This is a genomic window from Anaerostipes faecis (assembly GCF_910574135.1).
Lineage (GTDB): Bacteria > Bacillota > Clostridia > Lachnospirales > Lachnospiraceae > Anaerostipes > Anaerostipes hominis.
Genome location: NZ_CAJSYK010000002.1, coordinates 269,230 through 285,398, shown reverse-complemented (window position 1 = coordinate 285,398; position 16,169 = coordinate 269,230). Strand labels below are relative to the sequence as shown.

The following is a 16,169-nucleotide window of genomic DNA, read 5'->3' as shown; positions in this document are numbered from 1 at the left end:
AATACTCAAAACATCAAGCTCACCTTCTGTTGATTGTTCTAAATTTAATATTCTCAAACCAATTCGTGTTAAATTTTCAAGGTACAAACAAAATCAGATATTTATTAATGTGTCTTTTGACACCCTAATCCTGATAGATATGTTCATAAGAATAGTCTCGTCCTGTTTCATAAAGAGTCTGACATCAGAATAGAGTGCCATAAATTCGGCTTTGTGTATTTTTTGGTGCAGACAAATCAGGGAGGATGAATTTATAATTTGAGATGCAGTCAGGCTAAAGTGTTCCCGGAGTTGCGCAAGGCCGCGGGTCACGGCGCCTTTGCCGGGGCCGCCACAAACCGGAATCTGGAAGAGATGGTGAAGCAGAAAAGTTTCCGGGAAGATTTATATTATCGTCTTATGGTGTTTCCAATCCATATACCGCCCCTCAGAGAGCGCAGGAAAGATATTGAATCCCTGGCACTGCTGTTTCTTGGGAAACTGAACAAAAAGTATGGTTTCAAGAAATCCTTTTCTTTCGAGACACTGGAACTCTTGAAAGAGTACCGCCGGCCCGGAAACATCAGAAATTGAAAAGCCTGGTGGAGAGAGCGGTGATCATCAGCAGTGAGGACCTGATCGGGCCGGAAAGCATACCGGTGGATCTGAGAGAAAAAAGAAGGGTAAAAAGGGACAGAAATCCGCATATTGATCTTAAGACTTATGGCAGCGTCAGAGAAGCCGCAGCGAGCCTTGGAATGACAGCGCCTACCTTTGTAAGAAAACGAAAGCAATATATAGAGAAATTGTGATCTTTTTATTATCCTAAGAAATTTGTAATATTTTCTGCATAGTTTTATCATACTTTTCTGGTATACTAAATCATATCAGGCAACAGGAAGGGAGAAACTATGAGGAAATTGGTATTTAATAAAAAGTTTTTGGCTGCAGTGGGGATCGTCCTTGCAGTGGGCGGATGCTTTTTTGTAAAGGGAAGGATGAATACAAAAGCTGCGGATGACAGCATTTTTGTTCAGAATATGAGTGTCCAATACAAACAGTGCGAGGGAACATCCAAAGAGATTCTGGAAGAAGATATTGACGAACATATCTCAGAGGAGATCATGGCGCTGGAGGAGAAGGGACATACCTACGAGATCGGTGAGGCTTTATCTGCCAAAGACAGTGAGTTTATCCCGGTGATCAAACAGATCAACGATGAGACTGCATATGAGGCCATCGGCGGAATCACAGTGAAAAATAAGAACTATGTAGTAAAGGTAAAATCGGCTCAGAAGATTACCGAGGAAGATGTGGAAAACGCACTGGAGGCGGTAAAGGACCAGTTGAACTAAATAAGATACCAAAGTTTTATACGAAGCACAGAGGAAAAGCTTTTTAGCCGGCCGGGCAGTATTTCTCTGTGCTTTGTTTTGTTGCCCGTATTCAGGCACATATGTTATGATAAAATAAAATCAGCAGGAGGAGATTATATGATTTTAATTAAAAACGGAAGAGTCATGGACCCGGAAACCGGATTTGATAAAGTGACCGATCTTGTTCTTTCCGATGGAAAGATTAAAAGTATAGGAAATACAGAAACAGCTAATTATGAACAGATCATAGACGCAGAAGGCATGGTCGTGGCTCCTGGTCTGATCGATGTCCATGTGCATTTCAGAGACCCTGGATTTACACACAAAGAAGATATGCAGACAGGAAGCCGGGCGGCCCTTCACGGAGGTGTCACCACAGTGGTTTGTATGGCAAATACAAAGCCTGTGGTGGACAGTACAGAGATACTGGATGACATTTTGAAACGGGCACAGAAGCTGCCGATCCGGCTTGTCCAGACTGCGGCGGTATCCAAAGGTTTTAAAGGGAAAGAACTCGTGGACATGGAAGAGCTGAAAGCCCACGGGGCACTGGGATTTACAGATGACGGTCTTCCGCTCATGGATGAAGAGATCGTCCGCAAGGCTATGGAGACTGCGGCAAAACTTGATGTTCCGGTCAGCCTTCACGAGGAAGATCCGAAATATATTAAGCGTCCGGGAGTCAATGCCGGAAAGGTTGCCGAACAGCTTGAGTACGGAGGGGCTTCCGATGAAGCGGAGTCGGTGATGGTGGAAAGAGACTGCCGGCTGGCGCTGGAGACCGGGGCATCTGTGGATATACAGCATATCAGTTCTGCCAAAGCCGTTGATTTCGTGAGAGATGCCAGGGCAAAAGGCGCTCGTGTGACGGCGGAGGCGTCGCCCCATCATTTTACTTTGACGGAAGAGGACGTTCTCATCTACGGTTCCCTGGCCAAGATGAATCCGCCTCTCAGGACGGAAAAAGACAGGGAGAGGATCATCGAGGGACTGAAGGAAGGCACTATAGAGATCATCGCCACAGACCATGCGCCTCACTCTGAGGAAGAAAAGGCAGCAGGCCTTGCAAAGGCACCGAGCGGTATTACCGGACTGGAAACTTCTCTGGGACTTGGAATTACAAAACTGGTAAAGGAAGGACACCTCACTTTGATGGAACTCCTGGAAAAAATGACGGTTAATCCCGCAAAGCTTTATCACCTGGAACAGGGAAGGATACAGGAGGGCAAACCGGCAGATTTGGTTCTGTTCAGGGAGGACGAGGAGTATATTGTAGAGAAGTTTTATTCCAAGGCCTCAAACTCACCGTTTAAAGGCTGGAAGCTCTACGGGAAAATTTATTATACTATTTGCAGAGGCGCTGTTTATAACATTTCCGGGGATTAAAAACTTCATGAGAATGTCATATTTCTGAGATATCTGCATGATATAATTAAGACATAATATTTAGGTTAAGCCGCTTCCACAGGGCAGTTACGGAGGAGGTGTGTCTTATGAAAAGATGCAGTATCTGTTTTACCAGTATCATTTTATCCGTTGTTTTAGGTGCCCGGCTCATTGGTTTTCCGATTTCTGTTTCAGCCGGTGACAGGAAGAATGCAGCCAACGTGTCAATAGGCCGCATGGGTTCCGATGTACGGGGAGGCAAAGGCGCCAAAGCTTCCGGGATGGATAAGGATATCATGGAAGCGGGCCGGTTCACCAGCATGAACGAGGCTTCCATGTATATGATGTACGGAGACGGCATGTATACTTTTACCCAGTCTTATCTGAGAGACCACAGCGACAGGCTGGTCGAACTCAGGGTGAAGGAAGAGGGAAGTCTGATCCTTGTATCTTTTCAGGAGGAAGACAACGCACAGATGCCGTCTCTCCTGGATAGGCAGAAGAGGCCTGCAGGGCAGCGGATACCGGACGGGGCCGTGAAACTTAAGGCAGAACCGGGAACCTATTATGTGAGGCTGCCGAAAGACTTTACCACGGTTTTTATCGCACCGTTTGTCATCAAAGATAACCCGCGTAAGCTATCCAATGAGATATCCTACATTCAGAGCGGGCAGGGAAGATATACATATCACTCCTTTACCATGGGAAAACGGGGAACTGCTGATATCACGGCATCCCCGATCGTGAAACAGAAAACTCCGGTTGTATTTTACGTCCAGAGAAGAGAAGGCCGACGCTGGAAAAATATCGGACGGCAGCAGAAGTCTTATTTTACCAGTGATACAGGCACGGTTGTCTATGGACTGAAGAAGGGAACCTACCGGATTGCAGCAAGAGCAGGTACAGAACAGGGATATTCGCTCTGTGTGATCAAGACATTTATCCCGGCAAAGTATAAGACGAAGAAAAAGAAAGCGAAGACGTTAAAAAGATTTCGGGAACAGTATGATTTGTATACAGTGACAGAAAAAGCGTCCAGATGGTACCGAATTTCAGTTCCGAAGAAGCGGAAAAAGATATTTATGGAAGCAGAAACTTATATGAACTCCGGAAAGATCAGGTTTACCGTTTACAAAAAAGGCAGGAAAAAGCCTGTAAAATCCCTGTCTTTATCGGGAGAAAAGGTTAAAACATTTAGTTTTAAGAGCAGCAAAGGTACCTATTATATAAAGGTCATGAAATCAGGAAAACAGGCAAACGGGTCTTACTGGCTGTATCAGTATTGATCTGAGAATGAGAAGTAAAAAGGAAGAATCTATGTGTTGATGCATAGGTTCTTTTTTTGTTTCATAGGAAAGTTCTTTGACCTTCCCTATGAAACAAAAACGCTCCGCGGGTTGTGCACAGATGCGTGAGGAAATCATTTGCCCTTGGCAAATCGCATCTGGCACGCAAAGTTGTCAAGCCCTCAAAGATTGAGGTGTTGGGGAGCTGAAGTGGGTTTGCCCACTTTGTTTTCTTCACAAAAGTAAAATACCGATAAGTATTCTGTGAAGTTTTACTCAGATTTAACATAACCTGTCTTTTGAATTTTACATTGGACGAGTAAGATATGACTTGTAGCGATGAAAAGCCAAAAGGAGATTATTATGAGAAAGATGAGGAAAAGAATTTTAAGTGTTCTACTGACAGCAGTGGCAGCGACAACTTTACTGGCAGGCTGCGGAGGCAAAGACGAAGGTAAAAAAGCAGCAGGAGAAGATATCACCGTTGTATCCAGAGAAGACGGGTCTGGGACAAGAGGAGCGTTTATTGAGTTATTTGGAATAGAAGAAAAAGATAGTGACGGAAATAAGATAGATAACACGACAACGGAAGCAATGATCACCAATTCCACTTCCGTTATGATGACAACCATAGCTGAAAATGAGGCGGCGATCGGCTACATATCTTTAGGGTCCTTAAATGATACAGTGAAGGCTCTGAAGATTGACGGAGCAGAGCCGAGTACAGAAAACGTAAAAAATAAGACTTATAAGATCGTGCGTCCGTTCAACATTGTGACAAATGAGAAGAAACTGAATTCCCAGGCTAAAGATTTTATCAAGTTTATTATGAGCAAAGAAGGTCAGAAAGTAGTTGCGGACAACGGTTATATTACGGTCGATGACAAAGCTGCGTCATACAAAGCCTCCGGGGCAAAAGGCAAGATCGTCGTGGCAGGATCATCATCTGTTACCCCGGTCATGGAAAAGTTAAAAGAAGCTTATACGTCACTTAACAAAGATGTAAAGATCGAAGTTCAGCAGAGCGATTCTACAACAGGAGTGACTTCCACAGTTGACGGAGTCTGCGACATCGGGATGGCATCCAGAGAACTTGCCGACAGTGAAGTGAAAAAGGGCGTAAAGCCGACAGTCATAGCACAGGATGGAATTGCAGTGATCGTAAACAAGAAAAACGATGTATCCGAGCTTAAAAGTGACCAGATAAAAGGTATTTTTACAGGTGAAGTGATTTCCTGGGACGATGTGAAATAAGGCCATTTGATGCAAAAAGAGAGATAGTGGGGAAATAAAGATGAAACAGTACAAAGAAAAGATCATGAAAGGTGTATTTCTGACCGCAGCCTGTACTTCCATACTGGCAGTCATACTGATATGTGCATTCCTGTTTATGAACGGCTTACCCGCTATTGGGGAGATCGGACCGGCAAACTTTCTGGCCGGAGAGCGATGGATGCCAAAGAATGGATTCTTTGGCATCTTCCCAATGATCCTGGGAAGCCTTTATATCACGGCGGGAGCCATCATCGTAGGTGTTCCCATCGGAATATTTACGGCGGTCTTCATGGCAAAGTTCTGCAGCGGGAAGCTTTATAAAATATTAAAGCCGGCAGTGGATCTTTTAGCAGGTATTCCATCTGTGGTCTATGGTTTCTTCGGTATGGTCGTTTTGGTACCGATGGTCAGAAATATTTTCGGTGGCAACGGAAACAGTATTCTTACGGCGTCACTGCTTTTAGGGATCATGATTCTGCCGACGATTATCGGTGTTTCTGAGAGTGCCATCCGTGCAGTGCCGGACAGCTATTACGAAGGTTCACTGGCCCTGGGGGCGAGTCACGAGAGAAGTGTGTTTTTTACAGTGCTGCCGGCGGCTAAATCCGGTATTCTGGCAGGTGTCGTGTTAGGGATCGGAAGAGCCATAGGAGAGACCATGGCGGTTGTCATGGTTGCGGGAAACCAGGCCAGGATGCCGATGGAACTTTATAAGGGAGTCAGGACACTGACGGCGAATATCGTTTTGGAAATGGGTTATGCCACGGATCTGCACAGGGAAGCGCTGATCGCCACGGCTGTGGTGCTGTTTGTTTTTATCCTGCTGATCAACCTTTCTTTTTCCGCATTAAAACATAAGGAGGAATTCTGATGGAGGCGATGACGGCAAAGCCATTAAACTACATAAAACAGGTTAACAAGGTCACAACGAAACAGAGATTTTCTTCATACAAAAGAACTCCGCTCTCTCTGCTTCTGTATCTGCTCGTGTTGATATCCACGGTCTTTACGGCGGGAATTTTGATCTATCTGATCGGATATATTCTGGTACACGGGGTTCCGTATCTTACAAAAGATCTGTTTTCTTTAAAATATACATCCACCAATGTATCGCTTTTTCCGGCTATGGTCAACACGGTCAGCATGACAGCGCTTGCACTTTTATTTGCAGTGCCGCTGGGAATCTTTTCTGCAGTCTATCTTGTGGAATATGCTAAAAAAGGAAACCGGCTTGTGGGGATCGTCAGGATTACTGCGGAAACTCTTTCAGGAATTCCATCCATTGTATATGGACTGTTTGGTATGCTGTTCTTTGTGACCACATTAAAATGGGGACTGTCCATTTTATCGGGAGCTGCAACACTGGCGATTATGATTCTGCCGTCTGTGATGAGAACCAGCGAGGAGGCATTAAAATCTGTCCCGGATTCTTTCAGGGAAGGAAGCTTCGGGCTTGGAGCGGGGAAATTGAGGACTGTCTTTCAGATCGTGCTTCCGTCTGCAGTGCCAGGCATTTTGTCGGGAGTAATATTGGCAGTGGGAAGAATCGTGGGAGAGACGGCGGCACTGATGTATACGGCCGGAACAGTGGCGGAGATCCCATCCAACGTAATGGGTTCCGGGAGAACATTGTCGGTCCATATGTATGCCCTCTCCAGCGAAGGTCTGCATATTAATCAGTCTTATGCCACGGCGGTGGTCCTGCTGGTCGTAGTGATCATCATCAACGCGGTGTCGACATTTATTGCCAAGCGGATAACGAAAGGATAGAACATGGAATCTAAAATTAAAGTACAGAATCTGGATTTATATTACGGGGATTTTAAAGCACTCAAAGCGATTGATCTGGATATTTCCCCGAATGAGATCACGGCATTTATCGGTCCGTCCGGCTGTGGAAAATCTACACTTTTAAAATCTTTAAACCGTATGAATGACCTGGTGGAGGGATGTAAGATCACAGGAAAAGTCACTCTGGACGGAGAAGATATTTATGGAGATATGGACATTAATCTGCTCAGAAAACGGGTAGGCATGGTGTTTCAGAAGCCGAATCCGTTTCCTATGAGTGTCTATGACAATGTAGCCTATGGGCCGAGGACCCATGGAGTCAGGAACAAAGCGCAGCTGGATGAGATCGTGGAGAAATCTCTGAGAAACGCGGCAATCTGGGATGAACTGAAGGACCGTCTGAAAAAAAGTGCCATGGGCCTTTCGGGAGGCCAGCAGCAGAGACTCTGCATCGCCAGGGCTCTGGCAGTGGAGCCGGAAGTACTCTTGATGGATGAGCCGACGTCTGCGCTGGACCCGATTTCTACCTCAAAGATCGAGGACCTTGCGGCAGAGCTGAAATCCAAGTATACTATCATTATGGTGACCCATAATATGCAGCAGGCCGTCCGTATTTCCGATAAGACCGCATTTTTCCTTTTAGGGGAAGTCGTAGAGTATGGAAAGTCCGATAAACTGTTTTCCATGCCGAAAGATCAAAGAACAGAAGACTATATTACAGGAAGGTTTGGTTGATATGAGAAATCGGTTTGACAGACAGCTTGAACAGCTGAATATTGAAATGATCGAGATGGGTGCCCTCTGTGAGGATATGATTCATCTGGCAGGGAAACTGGTAGATATAAAGAGCAAAGAGATGATTTTAAGGATCGATGATCTGGAAGAAGAGATCAATCAGAAAGAGCGGGACATAGAGAGACGATGTATGAAGCTTCTGCTCCAGCAGCAGCCGGTGGCCGGGGATTTGAGGGTGATCTCTGCGGCACTCAAAATGGTTTCGGATATGGAACGGATCGGGGACCAGGCCGTGGACATCGCGGGCATCGTAAAAAAGAGTGATGTGGTGACTGTGATGAATAACCACACCCACGTGCTGATGATGGCTGCAAGCACGATCGCTATGGTGACAAAAGCTGTGGATTCTTTTGTAAAGAAAGATCTGGATGCCGCGAATGAGGTGATCAAAGCAGACGACGAGGTGGACGCTCTGTTTTCCAAAGTAAAAAAAGAAGTGATCTCTTTGATCCATGAGGACCCGGAAAAAGGAGAGGCCTGTGTAGCGATTGTCATGATCGCCAAGTATTTTGAACGGATCGGCGATCACGCCAGCAATATCGCCGAATGGGTGGAATTCTCTATTACCGGGGAGTATAAAGGAGGAAGTCTGTGATTTATATTGTCGAGGACGATGCAAACATACGGGAACTTGTCATCTACACTCTTCAGAGTACAGGATTTGATGCGGGGGGATATGAAAGCGGCATCAGTTTTTTTAAGGACCTTTCAGCCGGAAGGATTCCTGAACTGGTGCTTCTGGACATTATGCTCCCGGGTGAAGACGGTATCAGTATTTTAAGGAAGATCAGGAACAATCCTGAGACAAAGAATATCCCGGTGATCATGATGACGGCGAAGGGCGCCGAGTATGACAAGGTGCTGGGCTTAGACAGCGGAGCGGATGATTATATTACAAAACCTTTCGGTATGATGGAACTGGTATCCCGGATCAAAGCGGTTTTAAGGCGGGTAAAAAAAGAGGAGCCGACGGAAGAACTCTCGGCAGGAAATCTCTATATCCATGTGGGAAAGCATAAGGTCCTGGCAGACGGCGAAAAGGTGGAACTGACCTACAAAGAGTTCCGCCTGCTCTGTATGCTCATGGAGAGCAAAGGCAATGTGCTCACCAGAGACCAGCTTCTCACAAATATTTGGGGATATGATTTTGACGGCGAGACACGGACGGTGGATGTCCATATCCGTACCCTGCGCCAGAAGCTGGGAAACTGCGGCGCTATGATTGAGACTGTGAGAGGGATCGGTTACCGCATTGGAGGCAGTGAATGAAGCGTAAGATTTTTCTGAATATGAGTTATATCGCCCTGATCACGGTGGTGTGCACTACGGTATTTTTATCTGCGGTTGCTTACGGAAGATATATGTCCCAGGTAAAAGAGGGGATTCAGAACGAGGCCGGATATATGGCAGAGTCCCTGAACCAGCACGAGAACCAGAGTCTGGATGCATACAAAGATATCACGATCAGCAGGATCACGCTGATCGCTTCAGACGGGAAGGTCCTGTATGACAGTACGGGAAAAGAAAAGTCTATGAGTAATCACAGAAATAGAAAAGAGTTCAAAGAAGCGGTAAAAAACGGGGCCGGGGAGAGTACAAGGATCTCTAAGACGCTCAAAAAACAAACGTATTATTATGCTGTGAAGCTTTCGGACGGCAGTGTCTTACGGCTCAGCCGGGAGACTCAGACTATTTTTAACCAGGTGGAGGGAGTACTGCCTGTCCTGATTTTAATGATGGCAGTGGTCTTTGTTTTGGCGCTGGCTCTTTCAAGACTCCTCACCGGAAGGATTATCGAACCGATCAACCGGATCAACCTGGAGCATCCGGAAGATGAGAACACCTATGACGAGCTGTCGCCTCTGCTGGTGAGGATTCACCGGCAGAATGAGGCCATAAAAGAAAAGATCAGAGAGATCAAGGAAAAGCAGATCGAGTTTACGACGATTACAGAAAATATGAGCGAAGGCTTTCTGATCCTCAACGATAAATCTGTGGTGCTCTCTTATAACACAAGTGCCCTCAGGATCCTTGACATCAATGAAGACCAGTGCAGCAACCAGAATGTATTGTCAATCAACCGCAGCCATGAATTCCGCAGAGCGGTGGAGATGGCTTTGGGCGGAGAGCCTTCCGAGGAAGTGATGGAATTCCGCGAGCGCAAATACTTGCTTATGGCCAATCCGGTAACGGTATCAGGCGCGGTTAAAGGAGTGGTGCTGATGATGATCGATGTGACAGAAAAAGAAGAAAGAGAAGAACTTAGAAAAGAATTTTCCGCAAATGTATCTCATGAGCTGAAGACTCCGCTGACGACGATTTCAGGATATGCGGAGCTTATGAAAGACGGACTCGTAAAGCAGGAGGATGTAGGCCGGTTTTCGGAAAAGATCTACACAGAGGCCAGAAGGCTCATTTCCATGATAGAGGGTATCATCAAACTGTCCAGGCTGGATGAAAATCAGATTGTGCAGGAAAAAGAAGAGATCGATCTGTACCAGATGACCTTGGAAATTAAAAATTCTCTGTCTATGAAGGCAGCAGAGGCAGGGATTGATCTACATGTTCTTGGATCTCCTTGCACAGTCTCTGGTGTCCGTCAGATCTTGTACGAAATGTTATATAATCTCATAGAAAATGCAGTCAAGTACAACGACCGGGGAGGTCATGTGTCTGTAACCGCTGCTGCCATGGAAGGGCGGGCTACAGTGATCGTAGAAGATGATGGTATCGGCATTCCACCGGAAGATGCGGATCGTATTTTTGAACGGTTTTACCGGGGAGACAAAAGCCATTCCAGTGAGAGAGAAGGCACAGGCCTGGGGCTTTCTATCGTAAAACACGGGGCGAAATACCACGGCGCCAAAATCGAAGTGGAAAGTGAAGTGGGAAAGGGAACAAAAATTGCAGTTATTTTTTAGCCTAAAAGAGGCGGTCCTTTTTGGATCGTCTCTTTTTTTCTTTCTCTTTTTATGGTATGATTTCAATTAAGTATGAGTTTTTTATCACTCTTTCCGTCGCGCTTTAAAATGCGCTCCTCCAATAGTGATAAAAAACTTTTACAGAGTGGCGCCTTCTGTTTTGCTGGATAATATCTCCGGCAAGTGTTACGTCCATTTTCATAAAATAAAGGAGAATTGACATGATCAATGAATTAGTAAAAAAATTAAAACAGCTGGATGCACCGATCGTGGTAGGATTGGACCCTATGCTTGATTATGTGCCTGACCAGATAAAGAAAAAAGCATTTGACGAATTCGGAGAAACTTTGAAGGGTGCCGGGGAAGCAATCTGGCAGTATAATAAAGGAATTATTGACACTACATACGACCTGATCCCGGCAGTAAAGCCTCAGATTGCTATGTATGAGCAGTTCGGTGTGGAAGGACTCACTGCATTTCATAGAACATGTGAATATGCAAAGGAAAAAGGACTGGTGGTGATCGGCGATATTAAGCGGGGCGATATCGGCTCCACATCAGCGGCCTATGCGGTGGGACATGCCGGAGCGGTACAGGTGGGCAGCAAAAAATACCGCGGGTTCGATGAAGATTTTCTGACGGTGAACCCATACCTCGGAAGCGATGGGATTCTTCCGTTTATTGATGTGTGCAAAGAAGAAAAAAAAGGATTGTTTATTCTTGTGAAGACGTCCAACCCATCCAGCGGAGAGTTCCAGGACCAGCTGGTGGACGGAAAACCTCTGTATGAACTGGTGGCAGAGAAAGTAGCCATGTGGGGTGAAAGCCATATGGGAGACAGTTACAGTTATGTAGGGGCCGTCGTAGGGGCAACCTATCCGAAAATGGGAGAGGTCTTAAGAAAGATTATGCCGAAAAACTACATTCTGGTTCCGGGATACGGAGCGCAGGGAGGAAAAGCAGAGGACCTCAAACCGTTCTTTAATGAGGACGGACTGGGAGCCGTCATCAATTCCTCCAGAGGCATCATCTGTGCGTACAAACAGGAACAGTACGCCGGATTCGGAGCCGAAAATTATGCGGATGCATCCAGACAGGCTGTGCTGGATATGAAAGAAGATCTGAAAAAGGCATTTGTAAAATAAGGAGAGACATATGGGAAAACATAATATAAAGGCTGAGATCGTCAGCCAGAAGAAGCTTTCCGCAGATATTTTTGACATGACACTGAACGTCGGAGATATGGCCAAAGAGGCTTTGCCGGGACAGTTTGTATCTGTCTACGTCAACGACGGAAGCAAGCTGCTGCCGAGGCCAATCAGTATCTGCGGCATTGACGCAAAACACAAAACGGTCAGGATCGTTTACCGGATCGCAGGCAAAGGCACGGAACTTCTGAGCACTTATGAAGCAGGGACCAGGCTTAACGTGCTGGGACCACTCGGCAATGGCTTTAACATGAAAAATGAGAAAGCAATTCTGATCGGAGGAGGCATCGGGATACCTCCGATGCTGGAACTTGCGAAACAGCTGAAATGTGAGAAGACCATTGTGCTCGGTTACAGGAATCAGGATACGTTCCTGAAAGAAGAATTTGAAGCATACGGCGAGGTCCTTGTCTCTACGGAAGACGGTTCCGTGGGGACAAAAGGTAATGTCATTGATGCCGTGAGAGAACAGGCGGGAGAAGGTTCTGTGATCTATGCATGCGGGCCGACTCCTATGTTGAAAGGCGTGAAAGCTTATGCGGAGGAAATGGGGCTGGAAGCCCAGATTTCCCTGGAAGAGAGAATGGCATGCGGCATAGGAGCATGCCTGGCCTGCGTCTGTAAATCAAAAGAAGTGGACGGTCACACCCATGTCCACAATAAACGGGTCTGCAAAGACGGGCCTGTATTTGACGCAAAGGAGGTAGAGTTCTGATGAATTTGGGAGTAGAGATCGCAGGAGTTTCTTTAAAGAATCCAGTGACCACAGGTTCCGGGACCTTCGGTTCCGGGGAGGAATACAGTGAATTTGTCGATCTGTCCAGCCTTGGAGCGGTGACGACAAAAGGTGTTGCCAATGTGCCTTGGGAGGGAAACCCGACCCCCAGGGTGGCTGAGACTTACGGGGGCATGCTCAATGCGGTAGGACTTCAGAATCCGGGCGTTGATGTGATGATAAAGAGGGACCTGCCATTTTTAAAGAAAGCGGGTGCTGCTGTGATCGTCAATGTCTGCGGGAGAACGGTGGAAGATTATATTGAGGTGGTGGAACGGCTTTCCGATCAGCCCGTGGATCTTTTGGAGATCAATGTCTCCTGCCCGAATGTTAAAGAAGGCGGCATTGCTTTCGGACAGGACCCGAAAGCGTTGTATGAGATCACGAAGGCAGTGAAAGAAAAGGCAGGTCAGCCGATTATCATGAAGCTGAGCCCTAACGTAACGGATATCAAAGAAATGGCAAAAGCCGCGGAGGCAGCGGGGAGTGATGCACTTTCCCTGATCAATACTCTGACCGGAATGAAAATTGATATAGAAAAGAGAGACTTCCTTCTGGCCAATAAAACCGGAGGACTCTCGGGGCCGGCGATCAAGCCGGTGGCAGTGCGCATGGTATACGAGGTGTGCAGTACGGTGAAGATTCCGGTGATCGGTATGGGAGGAATTTTAAACGCGGAAGACGCCCTGGAATTCATTATGGCCGGAGCCACTGCGGTGGCCGTGGGGACAGCCAATTTTACGGACCCCTGTGCGGCAGTCAAAGTCATTGACGGTATCAAGTCTTACATGGAACGCCATAACATAGAAGATATCCGGGAATTGATCGGATGTGTAAAGTAAACTGCAAAGGATGACGGAAGTGAGGCCAGCATGAACATATTATTTTTTTTGACGCCTAAGGAAGATGTGTCATATCTGCCGGAAGATTATACTTTGAGACAGGCGCTGGAGAAAATGAAATACCATGGATACTCGGCAGTTCCCGTATTGACCGGCGACGGCAGGTATGTGGGAACTGTGACGGAGGGGGATCTGCTCTGGGCAATGATGGATGACGCAGGATTTGACCTTGAGAAAGCAGAACTGATCTTTTTAAAAGATATGAAACGCAGAAGGGACAACAGGCCGGTGACGGTCAATACAGATATGGACGACCTGGTGGATGTGATCAAAGACCAGAATTTTGTCCCGGTCATCGACGATGAACAGCGGTTTATCGGGATCGTCACAAGAAAAGATGTGATCGGGTTTTATTACAGAGAATATCAGAAGGCTGAACATAAGGAGGAACATGATGGAACAGTATAAAAAAGAGTTTATTGAATTTATGATCGACTGCAATGTTTTGAAATTCGGAGATTTTGTGACCAAAAGCGGAAGAAACACGCCGTTCTTTGTAAATACGGGATTTTACCGGACCGGAGCCCAGTTAAAGAAGCTCGGAACTTATTATGCAAAGGCCATTGAAGCAAAATTCGGATTTGACTTTGATGTCCTGTTCGGACCGGCATACAAAGGAATCCCGCTGAGTGTAGCCGCTGCCATTGCAATCTCTGAAAACTATGGGAAAGATATCAAATACTGTGCAAACCGCAAGGAAGTAAAAGACCACGGGGACACAGGAATCCTGCTTGGAAGTCCGATCGAGGACGGAGATAAGGTCGTGATCATTGAAGACGTGACCACAGCCGGAACCTCGATCCAGGAAACACTTCCGATCGTGAAAGCCCAGGGCGATGTGGATGTTTTGGGACTCGTAGTTTCTGTGGACCGGATGGAACGGGGACAGGGAACAAAGAGCGCCCTGGAAGAAATCCGTGAAAATTACGGGCTGGAAACTACGGCCATTGTAACGATGCAGGAAGTGGTGGAACACCTGTATAATAAACCTTATAATGGAAAAGTTATCATTGACGATACATTAAAGGCAGCTATTGACGCATACTATGAGAAGTATGGCGTTCAATAAAGAAGGGTTTATTTGTGACAAGAAAAAAGAAAAGGGCAGCCAGGTTTGGCTGCCGGATTTTATTTTATTTGTATCTTATTGTGATGTTTTATTTTGTGCTGTTCAGTGAGCGTTACGGCAGAGAGACAGGGTATGACACATCCCATGTAAATCTGGAATTGTTTAAAGAGATCAAACGGTTCTGGATGTACAGATCACTGCTTACCCCGGAGGCATTCATAACAAATCTGGTCGGAAATGTTTTTGCATTCTGTCCGTTTGGATTTCTGCTCCCTGTCATGACGGAGAAAAAGAGGGGATTCATTAAAGTTGTTGCCGGATCTTTTTTATTCAGTCTGATCATCGAGAGCTGCCAGTATATTTTTAAGGTTGGGGTCTTTGATGTGGACGACTTACTGTTAAACACGATTGGCGGACTGATCGGTTATATGATCTACAAGATTGCCGTCACGATTTACCGGAGGAAATAACATGCGGGTTAATAAAAAGAAACGCCAGGCCTATCGTCCATCGGATCATGTTGTATCCAGGGAGTCAGCGGTTTCCAGCATTCTCGGAGCCATAGGAATTTTCGGCTATCTTATTTTAGTCGGAGCTTCCTTTCAGGCGGCCGGAAACGGGGGAATACTGCTCGGCGCAGCTGCGTGGGTGCTGTTTGGCATCTCTGTCTTTGGAATGATGCTGGCAGTGCGCAGCTATCACGATACGGCGTCCATCAGGGTCTGGAAAGTGGTCGGAAGTATTACAAACGGAGCTGTGCTTTTGTTTTCAGCTGCTTTGTTTCTGATCGGATTGATTTAGGAGGGAGTTATGGAACGACTTAAGAAACAGATGGAGTTTATCATAGAGGTGGATAAGCTCAAAGACATTATCCGCCAGACGAATCTGACGAATGGGGAGAGAAAAGAAAATGATGCGGAACATTCATGGCATCTGGCTTTGATGGCTGTTTTTCTCTCTGAATATGCAAAGGAACCGGTGGATGTCCTTCAGGTGATCAAGATGGTCCTGATCCATGACCTGGTGGAAATCGACGCAGGCGATACTTATTTATATGATGAAGCAGGAAACGGAACAAAGGCGGCCAGGGAACAGAAAGCAGCGGAACGGATCTTCAATATTCTTCCCGGGGATCAGGCAGAAGAGCTGTTTAAGCTTTGGCAGGAATTTGAGGACCGCAAAACTCCGGAGTCCAAATTTGCGAATACACTGGACCGGATTCAGCCGGTTCTTTTAAATGATGCCACAGAGGGAAGGGCATGGAGAGAACATGACGTCTGCATTGACCAGATTATGAGCAAAAATGAGTATACCAGTCAGGGATCTGATGTACTCTGGACGTATATTCAGGATGTTTTTGAGAAAAATATAGAAAACGGAAATATTAAAAGGAGCTTATAACGTGG

Annotated in this window: 20 protein-coding genes; all 20 read left to right on the top strand. The window is 46.2% G+C overall.

Annotation, left to right across the window (positions count from 1 at the left end; genetic code table 11):
• The first annotated feature begins 258 nt into the window (after nucleotides 1-258).
• The 20 genes from QGT46_RS03230 (at nucleotide 259) to QGT46_RS03135 (ending at nucleotide 16,164) form a co-directional block, all read left to right on the top strand.
• Nucleotides 259-573 (top strand): sigma 54-interacting transcriptional regulator, encoded by a 315-nt coding sequence (locus tag QGT46_RS03230; protein WP_301589529.1) that lies wholly within the window; start codon nucleotides 259-261, stop codon nucleotides 571-573.
• Nucleotides 570-791, top strand: coding sequence for a hypothetical protein (locus QGT46_RS03225; protein WP_301589526.1), 222 nt, complete (start codon nucleotides 570-572; stop codon nucleotides 789-791). The genes QGT46_RS03230 and QGT46_RS03225 overlap by 4 nt, the downstream gene beginning before the upstream one ends.
• Before the next feature lie 99 nt (nucleotides 792-890).
• Complete coding sequence (locus QGT46_RS03220; protein WP_006568076.1) at nucleotides 891-1,334, top strand: hypothetical protein; 444 nt, start codon at nucleotides 891-893, stop codon at nucleotides 1,332-1,334.
• Nucleotides 1,335-1,472: 138 nt separating this feature from the next.
• Nucleotides 1,473-2,741 carry a dihydroorotase gene (locus QGT46_RS03215; RefSeq protein ID WP_024726783.1) on the top strand — a complete coding sequence of 423 codons (1,269 nt, stop codon included), beginning with the start codon at nucleotides 1,473-1,475 and terminating at the stop codon, nucleotides 2,739-2,741.
• A gap of 107 nt (nucleotides 2,742-2,848) precedes the next feature.
• Nucleotides 2,849-4,027, top strand: a complete 1,179-nt coding sequence (locus tag QGT46_RS03210; RefSeq protein ID WP_024726784.1) for a hypothetical protein — start codon at nucleotides 2,849-2,851, stop codon at nucleotides 4,025-4,027.
• A gap of 363 nt (nucleotides 4,028-4,390) precedes the next feature.
• A complete protein-coding gene (locus tag QGT46_RS03205) occupies nucleotides 4,391-5,281 on the top strand; it encodes a substrate-binding domain-containing protein (RefSeq protein WP_024726785.1) in 891 nt (296 codons plus the stop codon).
• Between the two features lie 40 nt (nucleotides 5,282-5,321).
• Nucleotides 5,322-6,173: a phosphate ABC transporter permease subunit PstC gene (gene pstC / locus QGT46_RS03200; protein WP_024726786.1), complete on the top strand. Its 852-nt coding sequence runs from the start codon at nucleotides 5,322-5,324 to the stop codon at nucleotides 6,171-6,173.
• Complete coding sequence (pstA, locus tag QGT46_RS03195; protein WP_024726787.1) at nucleotides 6,173-7,072, top strand: phosphate ABC transporter permease PstA; 900 nt, start codon at nucleotides 6,173-6,175, stop codon at nucleotides 7,070-7,072. Before pstC ends, pstA begins: the two co-directional genes overlap by 1 nt.
• A gap of 3 nt (nucleotides 7,073-7,075) precedes the next feature.
• Nucleotides 7,076-7,828: a phosphate ABC transporter ATP-binding protein PstB gene (gene pstB / locus QGT46_RS03190; RefSeq protein ID WP_024726788.1), complete on the top strand. Its 753-nt coding sequence runs from the start codon at nucleotides 7,076-7,078 to the stop codon at nucleotides 7,826-7,828.
• A 1-nt stretch (nucleotide 7,829) separates the two neighbouring features.
• Nucleotides 7,830-8,483 carry a phosphate signaling complex protein PhoU gene (gene phoU / locus QGT46_RS03185; RefSeq protein ID WP_148459669.1) on the top strand — a complete coding sequence of 218 codons (654 nt, stop codon included), beginning with the start codon at nucleotides 7,830-7,832 and terminating at the stop codon, nucleotides 8,481-8,483.
• Complete coding sequence (locus QGT46_RS03180) at nucleotides 8,480-9,157, top strand: winged helix-turn-helix domain-containing protein (protein WP_024726790.1); 678 nt, start codon at nucleotides 8,480-8,482, stop codon at nucleotides 9,155-9,157. Before phoU ends, QGT46_RS03180 begins: the two co-directional genes overlap by 4 nt.
• Entirely contained in the window at nucleotides 9,154-10,809 is a 1,656-nt protein-coding gene (locus QGT46_RS03175; protein ID WP_024726791.1) for a sensor histidine kinase, read from the top strand. The genes QGT46_RS03180 and QGT46_RS03175 overlap by 4 nt, the downstream gene beginning before the upstream one ends.
• A gap of 221 nt (nucleotides 10,810-11,030) precedes the next feature.
• The gene (pyrF, locus tag QGT46_RS03170; protein WP_148459668.1) at nucleotides 11,031-11,954 is read left to right on the top strand and encodes an orotidine-5'-phosphate decarboxylase; all 924 of its coding nucleotides are present in this window, start codon (nucleotides 11,031-11,033) and stop codon (nucleotides 11,952-11,954) included.
• Nucleotides 11,955-11,964: 10 nt separating this feature from the next.
• Nucleotides 11,965-12,732: a dihydroorotate dehydrogenase electron transfer subunit gene (locus QGT46_RS03165; RefSeq protein ID WP_148459667.1), complete on the top strand. Its 768-nt coding sequence runs from the start codon at nucleotides 11,965-11,967 to the stop codon at nucleotides 12,730-12,732.
• Entirely contained in the window at nucleotides 12,732-13,634 is a 903-nt protein-coding gene (locus QGT46_RS03160; RefSeq protein ID WP_148459666.1) for a dihydroorotate dehydrogenase, read from the top strand. The genes QGT46_RS03165 and QGT46_RS03160 overlap by 1 nt, the downstream gene beginning before the upstream one ends.
• Nucleotides 13,635-13,664: 30 nt before the next feature.
• Complete coding sequence (locus QGT46_RS03155; RefSeq protein ID WP_148459665.1) at nucleotides 13,665-14,102, top strand: CBS domain-containing protein; 438 nt, start codon at nucleotides 13,665-13,667, stop codon at nucleotides 14,100-14,102.
• A complete protein-coding gene (gene pyrE / locus QGT46_RS03150) occupies nucleotides 14,089-14,763 on the top strand; it encodes an orotate phosphoribosyltransferase (RefSeq protein ID WP_024726796.1) in 675 nt (224 codons plus the stop codon). The genes QGT46_RS03155 and pyrE overlap by 14 nt, the downstream gene beginning before the upstream one ends.
• A 14-nt stretch (nucleotides 14,764-14,777) precedes the next feature.
• Nucleotides 14,778-15,233 (top strand): VanZ family protein, encoded by a 456-nt coding sequence (locus QGT46_RS03145; protein ID WP_024726797.1) that lies wholly within the window; start codon nucleotides 14,778-14,780, stop codon nucleotides 15,231-15,233.
• A 1-nt stretch (nucleotide 15,234) separates the two neighbouring features.
• Nucleotides 15,235-15,564, top strand: coding sequence for a hypothetical protein (locus tag QGT46_RS03140; protein ID WP_024726798.1), 330 nt, complete (start codon nucleotides 15,235-15,237; stop codon nucleotides 15,562-15,564).
• Between the two features lie 9 nt (nucleotides 15,565-15,573).
• On the top strand, nucleotides 15,574-16,164 hold the full coding sequence (locus QGT46_RS03135; protein WP_024726799.1) for an HD domain-containing protein: 591 nt from the start codon (nucleotides 15,574-15,576) through the stop codon (nucleotides 16,162-16,164).
• Nucleotides 16,165-16,169: the final 5 nt, after the last annotated feature.